This is a genomic window from Streptomyces sp. NPDC059224, from assembly GCF_042754285.1.
Taxonomy (GTDB): Bacteria; Actinomycetota; Actinomycetes; order Streptomycetales; family Streptomycetaceae; genus Streptomyces.
Map to the genome: position 1 here is coordinate 87,453 of NZ_JBHZAN010000029.1, position 22,009 is coordinate 109,461.

Here is a 22,009-nt window from a genome sequence, read left to right on the forward strand (position 1 = left end):
GCCGCGACCGCGGAGGGTGCGCCGGTGTCCCGGAACGGTGGAGCCTTTCCGGCCGTTTACAGCCGCCCTCGTCCGCGCTACCGTCTCGGAGGGTGGGGTGGGAGCGCTCCCATAATTTTCGGCGGACCGGAACCCGCCGAGGTGCCGGGCCCGCTTCCGCCCCCGCCCCCCGACTCCTGACGGAACGGCTCCCCGGCGGTGCCGGCGTCTGCTCTGGGCGGACCCGGGTGCCGGTGCACACCGGGTCCGCGAGCCGGGCAGGGAGGGGGGTGGGGCGCCTGCCCGGAGGGGAAGTGGCTCGAACTGCCTCGTGCCTGCTGTGCTGTTCGGCTTGTGTCGACGCTGTGGCACACGACAACGTTGTCTGATGGTCCTTTCATGACTCTACCGCCCCAACCGACAACGATGTCAAGCCACTTCGCGTAGCCCGACCGGGTGAACGGGGTTGGTGCCCGTCGCGGACGTGCGGTCCCATGCGGTCTTCCGTGCTACGGGTGGCGCGCGTTACTGTCCCTGCGGCTTGTGCGACCTGTGGTACGCGACCCGTCCGAAGGAGGAGGGGCCGCGTCATGCGTTTCTGTCCCATGTCTCTGCTGCTGGCCGCGGTGCTCGCGGCCGGCGGTGCCACCCCCGCCCTCGCGGCGACCGCCGGCGGGCCACCCGAACGAGCCCCCGAACTGGTCAAGGACCCCACGGCGTACGTGGATCCGCTGATCGGCACCAAGAACGGCGGCGACACCTTCCCCGGCGCCGTCGTGCCGTTCGGCATGCTCTCCTGGAGTCCGGAGAACACCAGAGGCGACGCGACCAGAACCGCCGCGCCCGGCGGCTACCAGTACGACGCCACCCGCATCCGGGGCTTCAGCCTCACCCACATGTCCGGCACCGGCTGCGCCGGCGGCAGCGGCGACATCCCCTTCTTCCCGTACGCCGGTGACGTCACCTCGTCCCCGGCGAGCGACACCAAGGACGCCGTCTACGCGTCGGACTTCAGCCATTCCGACGAGACCGCCGAGCCCGGCCACTACAAGGTCGGCCTCGCCTCGGGTGTCACCGCCGACCTCACCGCGACAGCCCGCACCGGCTCGGCCCGGTTCACCTACCCGGCCGACAAGCCCGCCTCGTTGCTGATCCGCACCGCCAACTCCGAGGTGGGTTCGGCCGGTTCGACGGTCACCATCGACCCGGCCACCCGGACCGTCTCCGGTTCGGTCACTTCGGGGAACTTCTGCGGCTATCTCGATCCGGAAGGCCAACGGTCCTACTACACGCTGTACTTCACCGCCCGCTTCGACCGCGCCTTCACCACCGCCGGCACCTGGCAGGACGACCGGCTCAGTCCGGGGTCCACGGCCGCCGCCGGTTCCACCGGCGGCTTCTCGTCCGGCGGGCGGCCGGTCGCCGGCAAGGGCGCCGGCGGTTACGTCGAGTTCGCGCCCGGCACCGGCCCGGTGAACGTCAAGGTGGGCATCTCGTACGTCAGCAGGTCCGCCGCCGAGGCGAATCTGCGGGCGGAGAACCCGCCGCGGCGCTCCTTCGACGCCGTCCGTGACGCCGCCCGCCGAGCCTGGCGCGACCGCCTCGGTGCCATCCGCGTCGGGGGCGGTACGGACGCCGACCGCACCACCTTCTACACCGCCCTCTACCACTCGCTCTTCCACCCGAACGTCATCAGCGACGCCGACGGCCGCTACCGGGGCAGCGACGACGAGGTGCACCGCGTCGGACGCGGCCACCGGGCGCAGTACGGCACCTTCTCCGGCTGGGACGTCTACCGCGACCAGGTGCAGCTCCTCACCCTGCTGGACCCCGGCACCGGCTCGGACATCGCCCAGTCGCTCTACGAACTCGCCCGGCAGAACGGCGGGATCTGGGACCGCTGGCTGCACGGCGCGAGCGGCACCCACGTCATGAACGGCGACCCCTCGCCCACCGCCCTCGCCGGCATCCGCGCCTTCGGCGGCACCGGCTTCGACCTGAAGGGCGCCCTGCGCTCGCTGGTGAAGGCGGCCACGGTGCCGACCGCACAGGACCTGTCGGCGGCGGGCAAGCCGGTGCTGTCGGCCGGTCAGCGCCCGTCCCTGGACAAGTACCTGGACAAGCACTACATGCCGTCCGTCTCCAACGCGTGGGGTGGCGCCGCCGAGACGCTGGAGATGTCCACGGCCGACTTCTCCCTCTCCCAGCTCGCCGCGGCGGCGGGGGAGAAGGGCATCGCGGCCACCTTCGCCGGCCGCTCCCAGTGGTGGCAGAACAACTTCAACGTCGCGGCCGACCCCACCGGCGGCTACATCGCCAACCGCAAGGCGGACGGCAGCTGGGTCACCGGCTTCACCCCCGCCACCGGGAACGGGTTCGTGGAGGGCACCGCGGCCCAGTACACCTGGATGGTCCAGCACGACCCGGCCGGGCTGTTCGCCGCGATGGGCGGCACGGACCGGGCCCTCGCCCGCCTGGACGACTTCTTCCACCACAGCGACGGCAGCTGGGCTCTCACCGGCGGCGGCGACAAGTCCGCGCTGGACAACGAGCCCTCGATCAACGTGCCCTACCTGTACGACTACGCGGGCGCCCCGTACAAGGCCCAGGAGACCGTCCGGGCGGCCATGACCACGCTCTGGTCCACCGGTCCCGGCGGCATCCCCGGCAACGACGACCTCGGCGCGATGTCGTCCTGGTACGTCTTCTCGGCGCTCGGCATGTACCCCCAGGTTCCTTCCCGCGCCGAACTCGTCCTGGCCTCACCGCTGTTCGAACGGGTGGAGATCGACCGCCCGGGCGGCAACGACATCTCGATCCACGCCCGGGGAGCGGCAGCCGACGCCCCGTACGTCCAGTCCCTGAAGGTCGACGGCCGCACCAGTGACCGCCCTTGGCTGGACAGCTCGTTCGTCCGGGACGGCGGCCGGCTCGACTACACCCTCTCCGCCACCCCGAACCACGCCTGGGGGGCGTCCTTTGCCCCGCCGTCCTTCCGCCAGGGCGAGCAGCCGTACCAGATCGGTGTCGGGCCCACCACCGCGACCCTCGCCCCCGGTGACAGCACCCGGGTCGCCATCCGCGCCCTGTCCCTCACCGGCGGCACCGGCCCCGAGGTCCGCTTCCGGGTGCGGACCCCGGACGGCGTCAAGGCGACCCCGGCCGAGGGCACGGTGACCGACGGCGCGCAGCAGATCACCCTCTCCACCACCTCCGGCACCCCCCAGGGCTACTACGACGTCCAGGTCACAGTGACCTCCGCCGGCACCTCCTACGCCCAGCCGGTCGCCCTGACCGTCGCCGCCCCGGGCACCCTCCTCGCCGCCTACGACAACACCGGTGTCTCGGACGACACCGGCGACCACGACGAGGGCGACTTCGACGGCGGCGGCTGGAGCTACTCCCGCCAGGCCCTCGCGGCGGCCGGCCTCACCGCGGGTGCCCAGGGCACGGTCGACGGCCTCGCCTACACCTGGCCGAACGCGCCCGCGGGCCGCCCGGACAACGCGACGGCAGCGGGCCAGACCATCGAACTGGCCACGCCGGCAGGCAGGCTGTCCTTCCTCGGCAGCGCCACCAACGGCAACCAGTCCGCCCGGGCGACCGTCACCTACACCGACGGCAGCACCGGCACGGCCGACCTCGCCTTCACCGACTGGACCGTCGGCGGCGGAGGCGGCACCGTCCAGTACGGGAACGAGACGGTGGCGAGGACCGCGTACCGCAATGTCGCGGGCGCCGACAAGGACCCCGTGGCCACCTACGTCTTCGCGACCCGGCCGTTCGAGGCACCGGCCGGCAGGAGCATCAAGAGCGTCCGGCTCCCCGACAACACCGACCTGCACGTCTTCGCCCTGGCCACCGGCTGAGACGGGGCAACGCAAGCAACGCAAGGGGGGCGGGCCCGTCCGGGCCCGCCCCCTCTGTTCCGCCGCCGTCGTCTCAGGCCAGCAACTCCACCTCCGACAGTGTCGAAGCGCCGTCCAGGACGAGCCGGTAGTGCGCGTACGTCCCCGGTGTGCGGACCGTGAACGCCCGGGTCTGGAGGTTCCAGGGGAAGGTCTCGCCCGACCGCCGGTCCACCGTGCGCCAGTGAGCGCCGTCCGACGAGGCCTGGAGGGTCCAGCCCGTCGGGGCGCCGGTACGGTCGGCCGGCGAGGTGAGCGTGTACTGGATCCCCTTGACCGGCCGGGTCACCGGCAGGTCCACCGAGGTCACCGCCTGCTCCGTCGCCGAGGTGTTGTCGAACAGGGAGCCGTCACCCTTCAGGACGTCCGCACGCGGGGTCGGGACCTTGTCGTCCTTGGCGATCGACACCGGTCCCGCGCTCTTGCCCGTGCCCCACGTCGACGGTTTGGGGCCCATCGTGAAGTCGACGACCCCGCCCTTGGAGATGAGCGAGTGGGGGAGCGAGGTCGACGTCCAGATACGGCCGTCGACCCGCACGCCCTGCACGTAGACGTTGGCGGCGCTGTTCCGCGGCGCCCGGATCACCAGGTCCCGGCCGTTCTCCAGGTGGACCGTCGCCTTCTTGAACAGCGGGGAGCCGATCGAGTAGTCGCCGCTGCCCATCGCCAGCGGGTAGAAGCCGAGGGCCGAGAAGAGGTACCAGGCCGACTGCTCGCCGTTGTCCTCGTCGCCGTGGTAGCCCTGGCCGATCTCGCTGCCCAGGTACAGCCGGGAGACCGCCTCACGGACGTACGCCTGGGTCTTCCAGGGCTCGCCGGCCGCGTCGTACATGTAGATGACGTGGTGGGCGACCTGGTTGGAGTGGCCGTACATGCCCATCCGGACGTCCCGGGCCTCGGTCATCTCGTGGATGACCCCGCCGTAGGAGCCGACGAAGTCGGTGGAGGCCGTCTCGGGTGTCGCGAAGTACTCGTCCAGCTTGTCCGCGAGCCCGGACCGGCCGCCGTACAGGTTGGCCAGGCCCCGGCTGTCCTGCGGAGCCGTGAAGGCGTAGCCCCAGCCGTTGGTCTCGGTGTAGTCGTACCCCCACACGCGCGGGTCGTACGACGAGGAGTCCACCCGCCACTTGCCCTGGGCGTCCCTGCCCTGGAAGAAGCCGGCCTTGGAGTCGAAGAGGTTCACGTAGTCCTGGGCGCGGTTGAGGAAGTAGTCCGACTCCTCCTTGTAGCGCTTCTCGCCGGTCTTCGCGTAGAGCGCCTTGCCCATCTGGGCGATGCCGTAGTCGTTGACGTATCCCTCCATCGCCCAGGACAGGCCCTCGCGGGTGTCGTCGCTGGTGTAGCCGAGGAAGGGGGAGGTCGACATGCCCTTGCGGCCCACGCCCGAGGAGGGCGGGACGACCGTCGCGTTCTTCACGGCCGCGTCGTAGGCCGCCTCGGCGTCGAAGTGCACGCCCTTGACGTAGGCGTCCGCGAACGCCACGTCCGAGGAGGTGCCGGTCATCAGGTCGGCGTAGCCGGGGGAGGACCAGCGCGAGGTCCAGCCGCCGTCCTTGTACTGCTGTACGAACCCGTCCACCATCTCGCCCGCCTGACCGGGTGTCAGCAGGGAGTACGCGGGCCAGGTCGTGCGGTAGGTGTCCCAGAAGCCGTTGTTGACGTACACCTTGCCGTCCACGATCTTCGCGCCGGTGTGCGTCGGGGTGTCCTGGCTGATCATCGGCGAGAACGGGGAGGCGTACTGGTACTTCGAACCGACCTTCTCGAAGCCGGAGTTGGGGTACAGGTACAGCCGGTACATGCTGGAGTAGAGGGTGGTCAGCTGGTCGGCCGTGGCTCCCTCCACCTCGACCTTGCCCAGCAGGTTGTCCCAGACCTTCTGCGCGCGCGCCTTCACGGTGTCGAAGGAGCTGCCGTCGGGGATCTCCCGGCGCAGGTTGTCCGCCGCCTGGTCGACGCTGATCAGCGAGGTGGCCAGGCGCAGCGTGACGGTGTGGTCGGAGCCCGCGTCGAACCGCAGGTAGCCCTTGACCCCGCTGGAGTCGCCGCCCGTCACCGGCTTGTCGAAGACACCGTAGACGAACAGGCGGGTCGCGCCCGTCGACAGCCCGGACTTCACATCCGAGTAGCCGGTGACGACCCCGTGCTCCTTGTCGAGCGTCAGGCCCGCCTGCTCGGTGACGTTGTCGAAGATCACGCTCGCGTCGTCGCCCGGGTAGGTGAAGCGCAGCGCGGCCGCGTGGTCGGTCGGCGTTATCTCGGCCTTGAGTCCGTTCTCGAACGTGACCCCGTAGTAGTACGGCCGCGCGGTCTCGTTCTCGTGCCGGAAGGCAAGCTCGCGCGCCTCGCGGCCGGTGTCCGGGGTGCCGGTGGCGACGGAAGGCATCATCTGGAAGGTCTGCCGGTCGCCCATCCAGGGGCTGGGCTCATGGCTGGCGCTGAACGCCTGGATCGTCGGCAGGTTGTCCGCGTTGTTGGCCCGCGCGTACTCGTACAGCCAGCTCTCCGAGGACGCGTTGGTCACCGGCGTCCAGAAGTTGAAGCCGTGCGGCAGGGCGGTGGCCGGGAAGTTGTTGCCGCGCGAGAAGCTGCCGCTGGAGTTGGTGCCGCGGGTGGTCAGCGCGTAGTCGGACAGATGCGCCTTGGGCTTCTCGGGGGCGGCCCGCCCGATGTTCACGTCGTCGATCCAGCCACGGAACTTGGCAGGGCCGGCCGGCGAGTCGTAGCCCACCAGTATCCGGTCGACGGTCTTGCCGGCCGCGACCGAACCGATCACCGAGGAGACGTCGTTCCACTGGTTGACGTACAGCCCCTTCGCCGCGCCCTGGCCGCGCGGTGAGAGCGCGAACCCGTGGCTGTCCACCGCCCCGAGGCCGCTCAGATAGGTGCCGTCGGTGAACGCCAGGTCCACGGAGACGTTGGTGGCGTCGTAGTCGAGGTCACCGTCGGCCATCGAGGGGAAGATCCGGTACGACAGCCGTGTGTCGCGGCCGACCTTCACGTTCACGTCGAAGACCTTGTTGTACGAGTAGGCCCGCCCGCTCGCGGTGTGCCGCCCCGCGTAGCGCAGCGCGTGCGTCCCCGTGAAGCCGGCCCGGGCCTTCGCGGTCGGCGACCCGCTCGGGCCCTTGTCGACCAGCGAGAGCATCTCCTGGGGGACCGGGCCGCCGCTGCCGCCCGTGGAGAACTGGACGTCGGCGATCTGCAGGATGCCCGACGCGCCGTTGTTCTTCGTGACGTCGAGCCGGAAGTGCTGGTACTCGGCGGGCGTCGCGAGGTCGTAGGACCGGGTCTGGAAGCGTTCGGTGAAGCCCTCGCCCGTGCGGGTGTCGACGGTCTTCCAGTCCTTGCCGTCGGTCGAGCCCTGCAGGGTCCAGTCGGCGGGGTCGCGTTCGGCGTAGTCGTTCGCCGAGGTGACGGCGTACGTCACCAGCTTGATGGGCTTGCCGAAGTCGAACTCCGCCCAGCCGGTCGGCTCGAAGGTGAGCCACTTGGTACCCGGTTCACCGTCGACGAGGTTCTCCTTGACCTCGCCCGCGCCGGTGTTCTCCCCGCTGGCCCGCATGTCGGTCACGTGGTCGGTGACGTTGCCGGGGATGCCGGTGCTGTAGCCGCCGTCGACGCCCGAGGAGCGCGGTGCGCCGGCGGGGTCGGTGTCGACGGTGTCGGTCCAGTCCGGTGACGGATCGCCAGACTCGAACGATGATGCGAACTGTGTCGCGGCGGCCGGTGCCTTGGCCGGCAGGGCGACCGCGGCCCCCTGGGATCCCAGGGTCATGACTACGGCGGCCGCGATCACGACCGCCGTACCAGATCTGTGTCCTGTTCTTCGCTGCGTTCTCCGCTGCATCACCACGGGTACCCTCCCTGCCACAAGAGACAACGTTGTCAGATGCGTGGCGCAGGAACCAGTAGGTGGTCAAGTGGTCGGTGATGTCAAGGGTGTTGGCTGCGGCATTCAGGGGTCTATGTCGGCTCTTTTTCCGGCAAGCCGTACACACCTCGCTCAGATTTCCGACAGGTCTCAACTAGGAAAAGACCCTTGGCCAACCTTGCATTCGATCTTGCCCCACTGGCGGGAAGTGGACTATACCTGTCGGCGTTTCCTGAGTGACTTACTGCACGGCCCAGCACTACCCGACCGCGGTGCCGGGAGGATCCGGTTCACCGCCTGAGTCCTGGAGAGGGCGAGGACTTGAGCATGGGATCCACATCCGCAGCCAGTCATGGTTCCGAAGGCGTCGGCCGCCGCGATCTGATCAAGCGGTCAGCCGCACTCGGCCTGATCTCGGTCCCCACCGTCGGATTTCTCTCCGCCTGTGCCAGCAGCGGCGGGGGCGGCCAGTCGAAGGACAAGGCCGGCAAGAAGACGGCCAAGAACCCGCTCGGCGTCAACGACACCGCGAAGATGGAATTCGTCCTCTTCGACGGCGGTTTCGGCAAGGAGTACGCCGAGGACGCGGTGAAGATCTACAGCAAGGACTTCCCGAAGGCCAAGGTCAAGTTCTCGGCCACCCAGAAGATCCAGTCCACCCTGCAGCCCCGCTTCAACCAGGGCACCCCGCCGGACCTCATCGACAACTCCGGCGCCGAGCAGATGGACATGGGCGTGCTGGTCGGCAAGAAGCAGCTGGCCGATCTCACCCCCCTCCTCGACGCGCCGTCGTACGACGACCCGAACAAGAAGGTCCGCGACACGCTGCGCCCCGGCATCGTCGAGATGGGCCAGTTCGACGGCGACCCGGTCTGGATCATGTACTACGCCTACACGGTGTACGGCGTCTGGTACTCGCAGAAGGCCCTGGACTCGCTGGACGCGGAGTACCCGCAGACCTGGGACCAGATGCTCGCGGTCTGCGAGAAGGCCAAGAAGAAGGGCATGGCCGGCTGGACGTACGCGGGCAAGTACCCGTACTACGTCCCGTTCTCGCTGTACCCGATGATCGGCAAGGTCGGCGGAGTCGAGGTCCTGAACGCGATCGACAACCTGGAGCCCAACGCCTGGAAGCACCCGGCCGTCAAGGCGTGTTTCGAGGCGTACTACGAGCTCTACAAGAAGGGTTACATCCTCAAGGGCACGCCCGGCCTGGACCACATCCAGTCGCAGACGGCCTGGGCCCAGGGCAAGGCGCTGTTCATCCCGAACGGCTCCTGGGTGGAGAACGAGTCGGCGAACGTCATCCCCTCCGACTTCAACCTCGCCGTCTCCGCGCCCACCGGCATCGACAAGAACGACAAGATGCCGTTCGGCACCATCTGGGCCTCCGGCGGTGAGCCGTTCATCGTCCCGGCCAAGGCGGCGAACGCCGAGGGCGGCATGGAGCAGCTGCGCATCATGCTCAGCGAGGCGTCCTCCAAGAACTTCACGTCGAAGGTGAAGTCACTGACCGCCTACAACGGCGGCACCGACGGCATCACCCTCACCCCGGGCCTCACCTCCGGTGTCGCCGCTCTGAAACTGGCCGGCTCGAATGTGGTCAACCCGCGGCTCCAGGACTGGTACGTGCAGCTCCAGAAGGAGAAGATCGGCGTGGCCGGCCTCGGCGAGATGATGGCCGGCCGGCTGACCCCGGCGGAGGCCATCAAGAAGATCCAGGGCTATGCCGACGAGGCGGCCAAGGACAGCTCGATCAAGCACTACAAGCACCAGTAATACCCACCTTCACGGCACCGGAGTGGCGATGCAGCACGGCAAGTACCGGTTCATTGTGGGGTTTCTGGCGTTGCCCCTGGGACTGTACGCGCTCTTCGTGGTCTGGCCCTTCATCCAGTCCATCTACTACTCGTTCACGGACTGGACGGGCCTGAGCCCCGAATTCAAGGTGGTCGGCCTGGACAATTACAAGAGGATGTTCCACGACGACATCTTCTGGAAGTCCTTGCAGCACAGCTTGATGTTCGCGGTCGTGCTGCCGCTGGTGACGATCAGCCTGGCGCTGTTCTTCGCCTTCATGATCAATGTGGGTGGCAGCAGGAGGAAGGGCGGCCCGGTCGTCACCGGTGTCCGGGGCTCTTCCTTCTACAAAATCGTCTACTTCTTCCCCCAGGTGCTGTCGATCGCGATCGTCTCGCTGCTGTTCGCCTTCGCGTACAACCCGGACAGCGGCGCGATCAACTCACTGCTCCGCGGAATTGGTCTGGACAATATCCAGCCACTGTGGCTCGGTGACCCGAGCCTGGCGCTGTGGTGCGTGATGGCCGTACTGGTCTGGTCCACGGTCGGTTTCTTCGTGGTCCTCTTCTCGGCGGGCATGGCGTCCATTCCCACCGATCTCTACGAGGCGGCCCTGCTCGACGGGGCCGGCCGCGCGACCACCTTCTTCCGCCTCACCCTGCCGCTGCTGTGGGACACCGTGCAGTCCGGCTGGGTCTACATGGGCATCCTCGCGCTCGGCGCCGAGTCGTTCGCAGTCGTACAGATCATGACGACAGGACCGGGCGGGCCCGACTATTCGACGACCGTGATGGTCCTGTACGTGTACCAGAAGGCGTTCCGGGACGGTCAGGCCGCCTACGCCACCACCATCGGCGTCGCCCTGCTGGTCGTCACGCTCGCCTTCGCGGCGATCGTGATGCGGCTGGGCCGTCGCGAGCGGCTGGAGTACTGAAGCGATGACGACGACCGAGACCGACGCCCCGACGCCGAGCGGCCCGGACGTGCCCGTGGCCCGGACCGAGGGCCCCGCGCCGAAGCCGTCCCGGCGCCGGCGCGAGGGCGGGATCCTGAACGTCTTCTCCCACGGCGTGCTGATCCTCTGGGCGATCATGGTGGTCATGCCCCTGGTGTGGGCGGTGATGACCTCCTTCAAGGACGACAGGTCGATCTTCAGCTCGCCCTGGGCGCTGCCGGACGCGCTGCACTTCGACAACTGGTCGCGGGCATGGACCCAGGCCAACATGAGCGACTACTTCCTGAACACCGTCCTGGTGGTGGGCGGTTCGCTGATCGGCACGCTGGTGCTCGGCTCGATGGCGGCCTACGTCCTGGCCCGCTTCGACTTCCCGGGCAACCGCTTCATCTACTTCCTGTTCATCGGCGGCATGAGCTTCCCGATCATGCTCGCGCTGGTCCCGCTGTTCTACGTCGTCAACAACATGGGCCTGCTGAACACGATCCACGGCCTGATCCTGGTCTACATCGCGTACTCGCTGCCGTTCACGGTCTTCTTCCTCACGGCGTTCTTCCGCACCCTGCCCACCTCGGTGGCCGAGGCCGCCTTCGTCGACGGCGCCTCGCACACCCGGACGTTCTTCCAGATCATGCTGCCGATGGCGAAGCCCGGTCTGATCAGCGTGGGGATCTTCAACTTCCTCGGGCAGTGGAACCAGTACATGCTCCCCACGGTCCTCAACACGGACCCGGACAAGCACGTCCTCACCCAGGGCCTGGTCCAGCTGGCGGTCAGCCAGGGCTACAAGGGCGACTGGTCGGGGCTGTTCGCCGGTCTGGTGATGGCGATGCTCCCGGTCCTGGCGGCGTACATCATCTTCCAGCGCCAGGTGGTGGCCGGCCTGACGGCGGGCGCTCTCAAGTAGCCGAACGTTTGCGCTCCGAAAGGAGCGCGAGGCTGTTCCCCTCCGCGGCTCCGCCGCGCGGGCGCGACCTGCCACGACGCGTCCCTCACCCGCTCACGGACCCCGTCCGGCCCCGCCGGCCAGTGGCCTGGACGTGTCGAACGCATGTCCCTCAGGCATCCCCCGAACCGCCAACGATTTCTGTCAAGGACTTGACGTCGGTAACCCGTTCAGCAGAGCTTGGAGTTCATAACTTGTAAGTGACCCGGTTCCAGTGATGTGACGCGGGTCACGTTGGCGGCGCCGTGGCCGCCTCCGATGGCGGGAGTGGATGGGTCGATGGAGACTCCGGGGTCGCAGTCGTCGCTGCACCGAGCCAACCTGGAACGTGTCGTACGGGCCGTACGCCTGGCCGGATCGCTCACGCAGGCGGAGATCGCGCGCACGACCGGCCTGTCGGCGGCGACGGTCTCCAACATCGTGCGCGAGCTCAAGGACGGCGGAACCGTCGAGGTCACGCCCACGTCGGCGGGTGGCCGCAGGGCCCGCAGCGTGAGTCTGAGCGGTGACGCCGGCATCGTCATCGGGGTGGACTTCGGTCATACCCACCTGCGCGTAGCGATCGGGAACCTCGCCCACCAGGTGCTGGCCGAGGAGGCCGAGCCCCTCGACGTGGACGCGTCGTCCAGCCAGGGCTTCGACAGGGCGGAAGAGCTGGTCAACCGCCTGATCGCGGCGACCGCCGTGGACCGTTCGAAGATCGCCGGCGTGGGTGTCGGCGTCCCCGGTCCGATCGACGTGGAGTCCGGCACCCTCGGCTCCAGCGCCATCCTGCCCGGCTGGATCGGCGCGAGACCGGCCGAGGAGCTCAGGCTCCGGCTCGGCGTGCCCGTGCACGTGGACAACGACGCGAACCTCGGCGCCCTCGGCGAACTGGTCTGGGGCAGCGGCAAGGGCGTGCGTGATCTTGCTTACATCAAGGTCGCGAGCGGTGTCGGCGCCGGCCTGGTGATCAACGGCAAGATCTACCGGGGCCCGGGCGGCACGGCAGGTGAAATCGGACATATTACACTCGATGAGTCCGGCCCGGTCTGCCGCTGCGGCAACCGCGGCTGCCTGGAGACCTTCGCGGCGGCCCGCTACGTGCTGCCCCTGCTCCAGCCCGGCCACGGCACCGACCTGACCCTGGAAGGCGTCGTACGGCTGGCCCGGGACGGTGACGCGGGATGCCGTCGGGTGATCTCCGACGTCGGCCGGCACATCGGCAGCGGTGTGGCCAACCTCTGCAACCTGCTGAACCCGAGCCGGGTGGTCCTCGGCGGCGACCTCGCCGAGGCCGGAGAACTGGTCCTGGCGCCGATCAGGGAGTCCGTGGGGCGCTACGCGATCCCCAGTGCCGCGCGGCAGCTCTCGGTGCTTCCCGGGGCGCTCGGCGGCCGTGCGGAGGTGCTCGGGGCGCTCGCTCTCGCGCTCAGCGAGATGGGCGATTCGACCCTTTTGGACGGCACCTCGCCCGCGGTTGCACCTGCCTTCACTTAGAGAACGAATGGCGCCGTTGCCATCTCGTTAAGTATTTACTTCTTGACGCCGCAGTCGCGGCCGAGTTGACTTCCAGCCACCTCGGCCGCAGCGTTGCGGCCCTGTCAGGGAGGCACCCCCAATGAACGCAACGATGCGTAGAGTCGTGATCGGCACCGCCGCGGTTTCCATGGCGCTGTCGCTCGCCGCCTGTGGCAAGGCCGGCGATGACAAGAAGAGCGACTCGAGCAGCAGCTCCTCCGGTGGCAGCAAGACCATCGGCCTGCTGCTTCCCGACAGCGTGACCGCGCGCTACGAGAAGTTCGACAAGCCGTACTTCGAGGCGAAGGTCAGCTCGCTGTGTGCCGACTGCAAGGTCGAGTACGCGAACGCCGCCGGTGACTCGGCCAAGCAGGCCCAGCAGGTCAGCAGCATGATCACCAAGGGCGTCAAGGTCATCGTGATCTCGTCCCAGGACGCTGCGGCCATCAAGTCCTCCGTGCAGGCCGCTGTCGACAAGGGCATCAAGGTCGTCGCGTACGACCGCCTCGCCCAGGGCCCGGTCTCGGCCTTCGTCTCCTTCGACAACGTCAAGGTCGGCGAGCTCCAGGGCCAGGCCCTGCTGGACTCCCTCGGCTCCAAGGCGACCAAGAAGTCCAAGGTCGTCATGATCAACGGTGACGACGCCGACCCGAACGCCGCGCAGTTCAAGGAAGGCGCCCACAAGGCGCTGGACGGCAAGGTCGACATCGCCTACGAGCAGTCCGGCCTGTGGAAGGACACGACCGCCGCGCAGAAGGTCAAGGCCGCCATCACGCAGCTCGGCGCCAAGAACATCGCCGGTGTCTACTCCGCCAACGACGGCATGGCCGGCGGTATCGCCACCACGCTCAAGGGCGCCGGTATCAGCGGCATCCCGCTGACCGGTCAGGACGCGGAGCTCGCGGGCATCCAGCGCATCGTCGCCGGCACCCAGTCCTCCACCGTCTACAAGGCGTTCAAGCCGGAGGCCGAGGCCGCCGCCACGATCGCGGTGGACCTGCTCCAGGGCAAGGACATCGCCTCGCTCGCCACCAGCACGCAGACCAGCGGCTCCGGCGACAAGGTGCCCTCGCAGCTGCTGACCCCGGTGTCGGTCACCAAGGCCAACATCAAGGACACCGTCATCGCGGACAAGCTGTACACGGTCGCCGACATCTGCACCGCCGAGTTCGCCAAGGCCTGCAAGGCCGCCGGCCTGCAGTAGTCCGGCGCCCCGGAGCCACCAGGCTCCGGCCGCCAGCGCCCGGGTGCTCGCAGTACGACACCCGGGCCCCGGCCGCCCGACGGACCCTGCCCTTCCGCAAGGTGCCCCGTCCGTCCGGCGGTCTCGCGAAACCCCTCCGACGCCCGCTCCGGCCCTCATACCCCGCTGCCGGAGCGGGCGTCGGACGGACCCGTTGCCAAGCGCAGCGGATTCGCGCATGTTCATCTTGTAAATCGCGTGCGTACACCGAAGACAACCCGAGGTGACCGCACGCCCCTCCGCGCCTGATCACCAAGCGCGGCATCCCCGCCGGTCAGGCGGCGAAGGAGATGGTTCACGTGTCCGCTACGCCCGTGCTGGCGTTGCGCGGAGTCTCCAAGCGATTCGGTGCAGTCCAGGCACTCACCGATGTCGACTTGGAGGTCCACGCCGGAGAAGTGGTCGCCCTGGTGGGCGACAACGGCGCCGGAAAGTCGACCCTGGTCAAGACGATCGCGGGTGTACATCCCATCGATGAGGGCGTCATCGAGTGGGAGGGCAAGCCGGTCCACATCAACAAGCCGAACGACGCCCAGGGCCTGGGCGTCGCGACGGTCTACCAGGACCTCGCCCTGTGCGACAACCTGGACGTGGTCGGCAACCTCTTCCTCGGCCGTGAGCTCCTGCACCGGGGCGTCATCGACGAGGTCACGATGGAGAAGCAGGCTCGCGAACTGCTGAGCACGCTCTCCATCCGCATCCCGAGCGTGCGCATCCCGATCGCCAGCCTCTCCGGCGGTCAGCGCCAGGTCGTGGCCATCGCCCGCGCCCTGATCGGCGACCCCAAGGTCGTCATCCTCGACGAGCCCACCGCCGCCCTCGGTGTCGAGCAGACCGCGCAGGTCCTCGACCTGGTCGAGCGGCTGCGCGAGCGCAACCTCGCCGTCATCCTGATCAGCCACAACATGGCTGACGTGAAGGCGGTGGCGGACACGGTCGCCGTGCTGCGCCTGGGCAGGAACAACGGCTCCTTCCCCGTGAAGAGCACCAGCCATGAAGAGATCATCGCCGCGATCACGGGCGCCACGGACAACGCCGTGACCCGTCGTGCGGAGCGTCGCACCCCGGAGGCGGCAAAGTGAGCGAGACGTCGAACAAGACCGTGCAGGGCGACGAGTCGCCCGACGAGTCGCCCCAGATCGAGAAGTCCGCGGCCGCCGAGGCCGCCGCGGCCACCGCGACGGTGGCCCCTCCCGCCGAGGACCCCACGGCCGCGCCGGTCGCGGTCGTCGACCCGCGTCTGCTGGTCCGCGAGGAAGGCCTCAAGGGCTACCTCACCGAGTTCAAGCGCAAGGTGAAGGGCGGCGAGCTGGGCTCGCTGCCGGTGGTCATCGGTCTGATCATCATCTGGACGATCTTCCAGGCGAAGAACAGCCTGTTCCTCAGCGCCGACAACCTCTCCAACATCAGCTACTTCCTCTCGGCCACCGGCATGCTCGCCATCGGCCTGGTGTTCGTGCTGCTGCTGGGCGAGATCGACCTCTCCGTGGGGTCGGTCAGCGGCCTGGCCTCCACGCTGTTCGCGGTCTTCGCGGTCAACCACGGGATGAACCCCTGGCTGGCCCTGGTCCTCACGATCATCACGGGCGTCGGCATCGGCGCGCTGCACGGCTGGTTCTTCGCCAAGATCGGTGTACCCGCGTTCGTGGTCACCCTGGCCGGCTTCCTCGGCTGGAACGGTCTGATGCTGTGGCTGCTGGGCGACAGCGGCACCATCAACATCCCGTCGGACAGCGGTCCGGTGCACATCCTCGGCCAGAGCTCCTTCTTCATGGACCAGGCCATCATCGGGGCCTACCTGCTGGCCGGCCTCGGTGTCGTGCTGTCGGCCGTGGGCCAGTTCAACGAGCAGCGCCGGCGCCGTGCCGCGGGCGTGCCGTTCCGTCCCACCAGCGAGATCCTGGTCCGCGTCCTCCTCCTCGCCATCGCGTCCTTCGTGGCGGCGGCCGTGCTCAACAACGCGTCCGGTGTCTCCAACGCGCTGGTGATCTTCCTCGCCTCCCTGGTGATCGTCGACTTCGTGCTGCGTCGCACGACCTACGGCCGCAAGGTCTTCGCGGTCGGCGGCGGCATCGAGGCGGCGCGCCGTGCCGGTATCAGCGTGCCGATGGTCCGGATCACCGTGTTCGCGATCTCCGGTGGCTTCGCGGCGATCGGCGGTATGTTCTTCGCCGGCCAGACCGCCAGCGCCACGCTGAACGCCGGTGGCGGCAACACCCTGATGCTGGCCATCGCGGCCGCGGTCATCGGTGGTACGTCGCTGTTCGGCGGCCGGGGCTCGGTGTGGTCCGCCCTCCTCGGCATGCTGGTCATCCAGTCGATCCAGACCGGTCTCGACCTGCTGAACATGAACACCTCGATCCAGTACATGATCACCGGTGGTGTTCTGCTCGGTGCGGTCGTCATCGACTCGGTGTCCCGCCGGAGCCAGAAGGCGGCGGGGCGCGGCTGACGCCCTGAGCTGTCCGACCGTGCCCGGCACTGTCCAGTGCCGGGCACGGTCGTGTCATAGGAAGGGCTGTGGATGGGTACAGCCGATCGCGTGACCTATGACCCTGGGGCCGGAGTCGTTCCGTCCGGGCGGAACATTAGACTCGACTGGCCCGGCAACAGCTCGATCAGCTCTACTGCAAGGAGGCACGGGTGCCGCTGCTGACCCGTATCAGGGGACCGCGCGATCTGGACCGGCTCAGCCCCGAGGAGCTGCTCCAGCTGGCAGGGGAGATCCGCAGCTTCCTCGTGGAAGCGGTGTCCAAGACCGGTGGACACCTCGGTCCCAACCTGGGCGTGGTCGAGCTCACCATCGCCCTGCACCGCGTCTTCGACTCCCCGAAGGACAAGGTGCTGTGGGACACCGGCCACCAGTCCTACGTGCACAAGCTGCTCACCGGACGGCAGGACTTCTCCCGGCTGAAGCAGAAGGGCGGCCTGTCCGGCTACCCCTCGCAGGCCGAGTCCGAGCACGACGTCATCGAGAACAGCCACGCCTCCACGGTCCTCGGCTGGGCCGACGGCATCGCCAAGGGCAACCAGCTGCTCGACAACGACCACCACGTCGTCGCCGTGATCGGTGACGGCGCCCTCACCGGCGGCATGGCCTGGGAGGCGCTCAACAACATCGCCGCCGCCAAGGACCGCCCGCTGGTCATCGTCGTCAACGACAACGAGCGGTCCTACGCGCCGACCATCGGCGGGCTCGCCAACCACCTCGCGACCCTGCGCACGACGGACGGGTACGAGCGGTTCCTGGCCCGGGGCAAGGACCTGCTGGAGCGGACCCCGGTCGTCGGCAAGCCCCTCTTCGACACCCTGCACGGCGCGAAGAAGGGGCTGAAGGACTTCATCGCCCCGCAGGGCATGTTCGAGGACCTCGGGCTGAAGTACGTCGGCCCCATCGACGGCCACGACATGGAGGCCCTGGAGTCGGCCCTCGCCCGGGCCAAACGGTTCGGCGGCCCGGTGATCGTGCACTGCCTCACCGAGAAGGGCCGCGGCTACCAGCCCGCCCTCCAGGACGAGGCCGACCGCTTCCACGGCATCGGCCCCATCCACCCCGACACCGGCCTGCCCGTCAAGGCCTCCGGCGCCGACTGGACCTCCGTCTTCGGCGACGAGATGGTCGAACTCGGCCGGGAGCGCGAGGACATCGTCGCCATCACGGCGGCCATGCTCCAGCCGGTCGGCCTGAAGAAGTTCGCCGACACCTTCCCCGAGCGGATCTACGACGTCGGCATCGCCGAGCAGCACGGCGCCACCTCGGCGGCGGGCCTGGCCACGACCGGACTCCACCCGGTCTTCGCCGTGTACGCCACCTTCCTCAACCGCGCCTTCGACCAGGTGCTCATGGACGTGGCCCTGCACAAGTGCGGGGTGACCTTCGTCCTGGACCGGGCCGGCGTCACCGGCACCGACGGTGCCTCCCACAACGGCATGTGGGACATGTCGATCCTCCAGATCGTCCCCGGCCTGCGGCTCGCCGCCCCGCGCGATGCCGACCAGGTCCGTGCCCAGCTCCGTGAGGCCGTCGAGGTCGACGACGCCCCGACGGTCGTCCGCTTCTCCAAGGGCGCGGTCGGCCCCGCCGTGGCCGCCGTCGGCAGGATCGGCGGCATGGACGTGCTGCGCGAGCCCGGCACCGACACCCCGGACGTGCTGCTCGTCTCCGTCGGCGCCCTCGCCCCGATGTGCCTGGAGATCGCCGGCCTCCTCGACAAGCAGGGCATCTCCACCACCGTCGTCGACCCGCGCTGGGTGAAACCGGTGGACGAGGCGATGGCCCCGCTGGCGGAGCGCCATCGCGTCGTGGTCACCGTCGAGGACAACAGCCGTGTCGGCGGCGTCGGCTCCACCATCGCCCAGGCCCTGCGTGACGCGGGCGTGGACGTGCCGCTCCGTGACTTCGGCATCCCGCCCCGCTTCCTGGACCACGCGTCGAGGGCCGAGATCATGGCGGAGATCGGCCTGACGGCGCCGGACATCGCCCGCCAGGTGACAGGCCTGGTGGCCAAGCTCGACGGTCAGACGGCGGACGTCGGTTCGGTGGAACCGGCGAGGGACTGAACCTCGACGCGGCCCCCACGGGGCGCGGGGGACTGCGCGACCGGCCACGTACGGCGCGCAGCCCCCGGCGACACACGAACCACTCCGATGGGCCGGTTCCGCTCACCTCCGGTGGCGGGACCGGCCCACGTGCGTGAACCTGCCTTTGCCGGGCATACGCATCCCCGGCCCTCTCGATCATGTCGAGGACGACAAACGTGGGAGGTAGGCACGTGGCCAGGACGCTCTTCAGGACCAAGAACGTCGAACAGTCCATCAAGGACACCGAGGAACCGGAGCACGCGCTCAAGAAGTCGCTGTCCGCCCTGGACCTCACGGTCTTCGGCGTGGGTGTCATCATCGGCACCGGCATCTTCGTCCTGACCGGCACGGCGGCCAAGAACAACGCCGGCCCCGCCGTCGCGCTCTCCTTCGTCGTCGCCGGCGTGGTCTGCGGCCTCGCGGCGCTGTGCTACGCCGAGTTCGCCTCCACCGTTCCGGTGGCCGGCTCGGCGTACACCTTCTCGTACGCCTCGCTCGGCGAGTTCCCGGCCTGGATCATCGGCTGGGACCTGGTGCTGGAGCTGGCGCTGGGTACGGCGGTGGTCGCCGTCGGCTGGTCGGGGTACATCCACTCACTGCTCGACAACGCGGGCTGGCACCTGCCCGAGTACCTCAGCGGCCGGGACGGCGCCCACGGCTTCGGCTTCGACATCCTCGCCGCCGCCCTGGTCCTCGCCCTCACCGCGATCCTGGTCGTCGGCATGAAGCTCTCCGCCCGGGTCACCTCGGTGGTCGTCGCCATCAAGGTGGCCGTCGTCCTGGTCGTCATCATCGCGGGCGCCTTCTTCATCCACAGCGGCAACTACGAGCCCTTCGTTCCCAAGGCGCAGCCGGTGCCCGCGGGCGGCAACCTGAAGGCTCCGCTGATCCAGCTGATGTTCGGCTGGGCACCCTCAAACTTCGGTGTGATGGGTATCTTCACCGCCGCGTCCGTCGTCTTCTTCGCCTTCATCGGCTTCGACGTCGTCGCCACCGCCGCCGAGGAGACCCGCAATCCCCAGCGGGACGTGCCGCGCGGCATCATCGGCTCGCTGATCATCTGCACCGCGCTGTACGTCGCCGTGGCCATCGTGGTGACCGGCATGCAGAAGTACAGCGCACTGTCCGTGGACGCCCCGCTCGCCGACGCGTTCAAGGCCACCGGGCATCCCTGGTTCGCGGGCCTGATCAGCTTCGGTGCCGCCGTCGGCCTGACCACCGTGTGCATGATCCTGCTGCTCGGCCAGTCCCGGGTGTTCTTCGCGATGAGCCGGGACGGGCTGCTGCCCCGGTTCTTCTCGCACACCCACCCGAGGTTCCGCACCCCGTACCGGCCGACCATCCTGCTGGGCGTCGTCATCGCGATCGTCGCCGGCTTCACCAGCCTCAGTGAACTCGCCGAACTGGTCAACATCGGTACGCTCTTCGCCTTCGTCGTCGTCGCGATCAGCGTGATCATCCTGCGCAACAACCGGCCCGACCTGGAGCGGTCCTTCCGTACCCCGTGGGTTCCGGTGCTGCCGGTCGTCTCCGTGCTGGCCTCGCTGTGGCTGATGCTCAACCTGCCCGCCGAGACCTGGCTGCGGTTCGCCATCTGGATGGTCATCGGCTTCGTCGTCTACTTCCTCTACGGCCGCTCGCACAGCCGCCTCGCGAGGGGCGAGCGGACTCCCGCCGACGCTCCGTGACCGGCAGGCTCGCCGCTCCGGCCCCGTATGTCCCGTCCGGGTGGGACTGCGGGGCCGGATAGCGTGCTCCCCATGCTTCTCGCGCCCCTCGCCCCGCCACGGTCCGTAGTCGCAGGGAAGGGGTACTGGACGCGGCTGCTGCCCCTGCTCGCCGTCCTTGCCTGCGTGACCCGGGCGCCGTCCTTCCTGCGGGCGCTGTGGAACCCGGACGAGGGCTACCTCGCCGTGCAGGCACGCATGCTGGCGCGCGGCGGGCAGTTGTACGAGACGGTCGTGGACCGCAAGCCGCCCCTGCTGCCCTGGCTGTACGAGGGGGTGTTCGCGGCCTTCGGGTCCGGGTCGCTCACCCCGGTCCGGATCCTCGCCGTGCTCGCCCAGCTGGCCACCGCGGTACTGCTCGCCTCGATCGCCCGGCGCCGCTGGGGCGACCGCGCGGGGCGTACCGCCGGAGCGCTGTACCTGCTGGTCTCCGTCGGGCTCAACCCCGAGGACGCCCAGGCGGCCACGTTCGAGGTGTTCATACTGCCCGCCACGGCGGCTGCGATGTGGTGCGCCGACCGCCGCCGCTGGGGCGCCGCCGGTGCGGCCGTCGCCTGCGCCCTGCTGACCAAGCAGACCGGCGGCGCGGTCCTGCTGCCGGTGGTCTATCTGCTCAACCGGTACGGCGGTCCGCGCGCGAACCTGCTCCGGCTGACGGCCGGCATCGCCCTGCCCGTACTGGGCGCGGCCCTGCTCACCGACCCGGCCGGCTTCGCCTTCTGGACGGTCACCGGCTCCGGCGCCTACGCCTCCTTCACCGGCTCCGAACTCCATGTCCTGGTACGGGCGTTGACCAACACCGCGATCCTGGCCGCGGCCTGTGCCGGCCTGCTCCCGCCCGTCGCGCGCGGCCTGCGCCTGGCCCGGACCGGCGCCGCCGACCTCTGGCTGTGGCTGGGCGCGTCCGCGGTCGCCGTCACCGTCGGCTTCCACTTCTTCGGCCACTACTTCCTGCAACTCACCCCGCCGCTGGCGCTGCTGGCCACGGCCGCGCTGCAGATCCTGCCGCAAGAGCGGACCGCGGCCGCCGTCCGTACCTCGGCCTGCGTCTGCGCCCTCTTCCTGACCTGGGGGCTCCTGGCTCCCCGCCCCGAACTCGCGCACGCCCAGCGGCTCGCGGCCGCCCTCGCCCAGCGCACCCAGCCGGGCGACCGGGTGCTGGTGTGGGGCATGCACCCGGAGACGTACTGGCTCGCCGACCGCACCCCCGTCACCCGCTACCTCACCGCCGGCCTGCTCACCAATTTCAGCGGCGGCCGGGACGGTCCGCAGGTGGGCGAGAAGTACGCCGTCGAGGGCACCTGGCCGGTCTTCCGCGCCGAGCTGGCCGACCGGGCACCGGCCCTGGTGGTCGACGACTCCCGGGGCAAGCCGTACGGCCCCGGCCACGTCCCCACCCTGCGCCGGCTGCTCACCGCCGACTACGAACGGGTGGACGAGGTGGACGGAGCGGTGCTGTACGCCCGGCTGCCGCAGGAGTAGGTCCACGACATGGC

At 69.2% G+C, this 22,009-nt stretch carries 12 protein-coding genes; 11 read left to right on the top strand and 1 reads right to left on the bottom strand.

Going from position 1 to position 22,009, the window contains the following annotated elements; translation table 11 throughout:
• Positions 1-569 precede the first annotated feature (569 nt).
• On the top strand, positions 570-3,848 hold the full coding sequence (locus tag ACFXI4_RS30500; protein WP_384996972.1) for a GH92 family glycosyl hydrolase: 3,279 nt from the start codon (positions 570-572) through the stop codon (positions 3,846-3,848).
• Positions 3,849-3,921: 73 nt separating this feature from the next.
• Here the strand turns inward: ACFXI4_RS30500 and ACFXI4_RS30505 are convergent, their stop codons facing one another.
• Entirely contained in the window at positions 3,922-7,665 is a 3,744-nt protein-coding gene (locus tag ACFXI4_RS30505; protein ID WP_384996974.1) for a GH92 family glycosyl hydrolase, read from the bottom strand.
• 423 nt (positions 7,666-8,088) lie between these two features.
• Here ACFXI4_RS30505 and ngcE point away from each other — a divergent pair, with 423 nt between their 5' ends.
• From ngcE to ACFXI4_RS30555, 10 genes are all read left to right on the top strand, one after another.
• Positions 8,089-9,540: an N-acetylglucosamine/diacetylchitobiose ABC transporter substrate-binding protein gene (gene ngcE / locus ACFXI4_RS30510; protein WP_362718861.1), complete on the top strand. Its 1,452-nt coding sequence runs from the start codon at positions 8,089-8,091 to the stop codon at positions 9,538-9,540.
• Between the two features lie 28 nt (positions 9,541-9,568).
• Positions 9,569-10,495 carry a carbohydrate ABC transporter permease gene (locus ACFXI4_RS30515; protein WP_384996976.1) on the top strand — a complete coding sequence of 309 codons (927 nt, stop codon included), beginning with the start codon at positions 9,569-9,571 and terminating at the stop codon, positions 10,493-10,495.
• A gap of 4 nt (positions 10,496-10,499) precedes the next feature.
• Positions 10,500-11,423: a carbohydrate ABC transporter permease gene (locus tag ACFXI4_RS30520; RefSeq protein ID WP_384996978.1), complete on the top strand. Its 924-nt coding sequence runs from the start codon at positions 10,500-10,502 to the stop codon at positions 11,421-11,423.
• 318 nt (positions 11,424-11,741) lie between these two features.
• Positions 11,742-12,941: an ROK family protein gene (locus ACFXI4_RS30525; RefSeq protein ID WP_384996980.1), complete on the top strand. Its 1,200-nt coding sequence runs from the start codon at positions 11,742-11,744 to the stop codon at positions 12,939-12,941.
• Between the two features lie 133 nt (positions 12,942-13,074).
• Positions 13,075-14,166, top strand: a complete 1,092-nt coding sequence (locus ACFXI4_RS30530; protein WP_351938180.1) for a substrate-binding domain-containing protein — start codon at positions 13,075-13,077, stop codon at positions 14,164-14,166.
• 329 nt (positions 14,167-14,495) lie between these two features.
• Positions 14,496-15,287 carry an ATP-binding cassette domain-containing protein gene (locus ACFXI4_RS30535; protein WP_362732793.1) on the top strand — a complete coding sequence of 264 codons (792 nt, stop codon included), beginning with the start codon at positions 14,496-14,498 and terminating at the stop codon, positions 15,285-15,287.
• Positions 15,288-15,343: 56 nt separating this feature from the next.
• On the top strand, positions 15,344-16,657 hold the full coding sequence (locus ACFXI4_RS30540; RefSeq protein WP_384997063.1) for a sugar ABC transporter permease: 1,314 nt from the start codon (positions 15,344-15,346) through the stop codon (positions 16,655-16,657).
• Positions 16,658-16,848: 191 nt separating this feature from the next.
• Entirely contained in the window at positions 16,849-18,765 is a 1,917-nt protein-coding gene (dxs, locus tag ACFXI4_RS30545) for a 1-deoxy-D-xylulose-5-phosphate synthase (RefSeq protein WP_384996983.1), read from the top strand.
• Between the two features lie 212 nt (positions 18,766-18,977).
• A complete protein-coding gene (locus tag ACFXI4_RS30550) occupies positions 18,978-20,474 on the top strand; it encodes an amino acid permease (protein WP_384996985.1) in 1,497 nt (498 codons plus the stop codon).
• A 72-nt stretch (positions 20,475-20,546) separates the two neighbouring features.
• A complete protein-coding gene (locus ACFXI4_RS30555) occupies positions 20,547-21,995 on the top strand; it encodes an ArnT family glycosyltransferase (RefSeq protein WP_384996987.1) in 1,449 nt (482 codons plus the stop codon).
• Positions 21,996-22,009 lie beyond the last annotated feature (14 nt).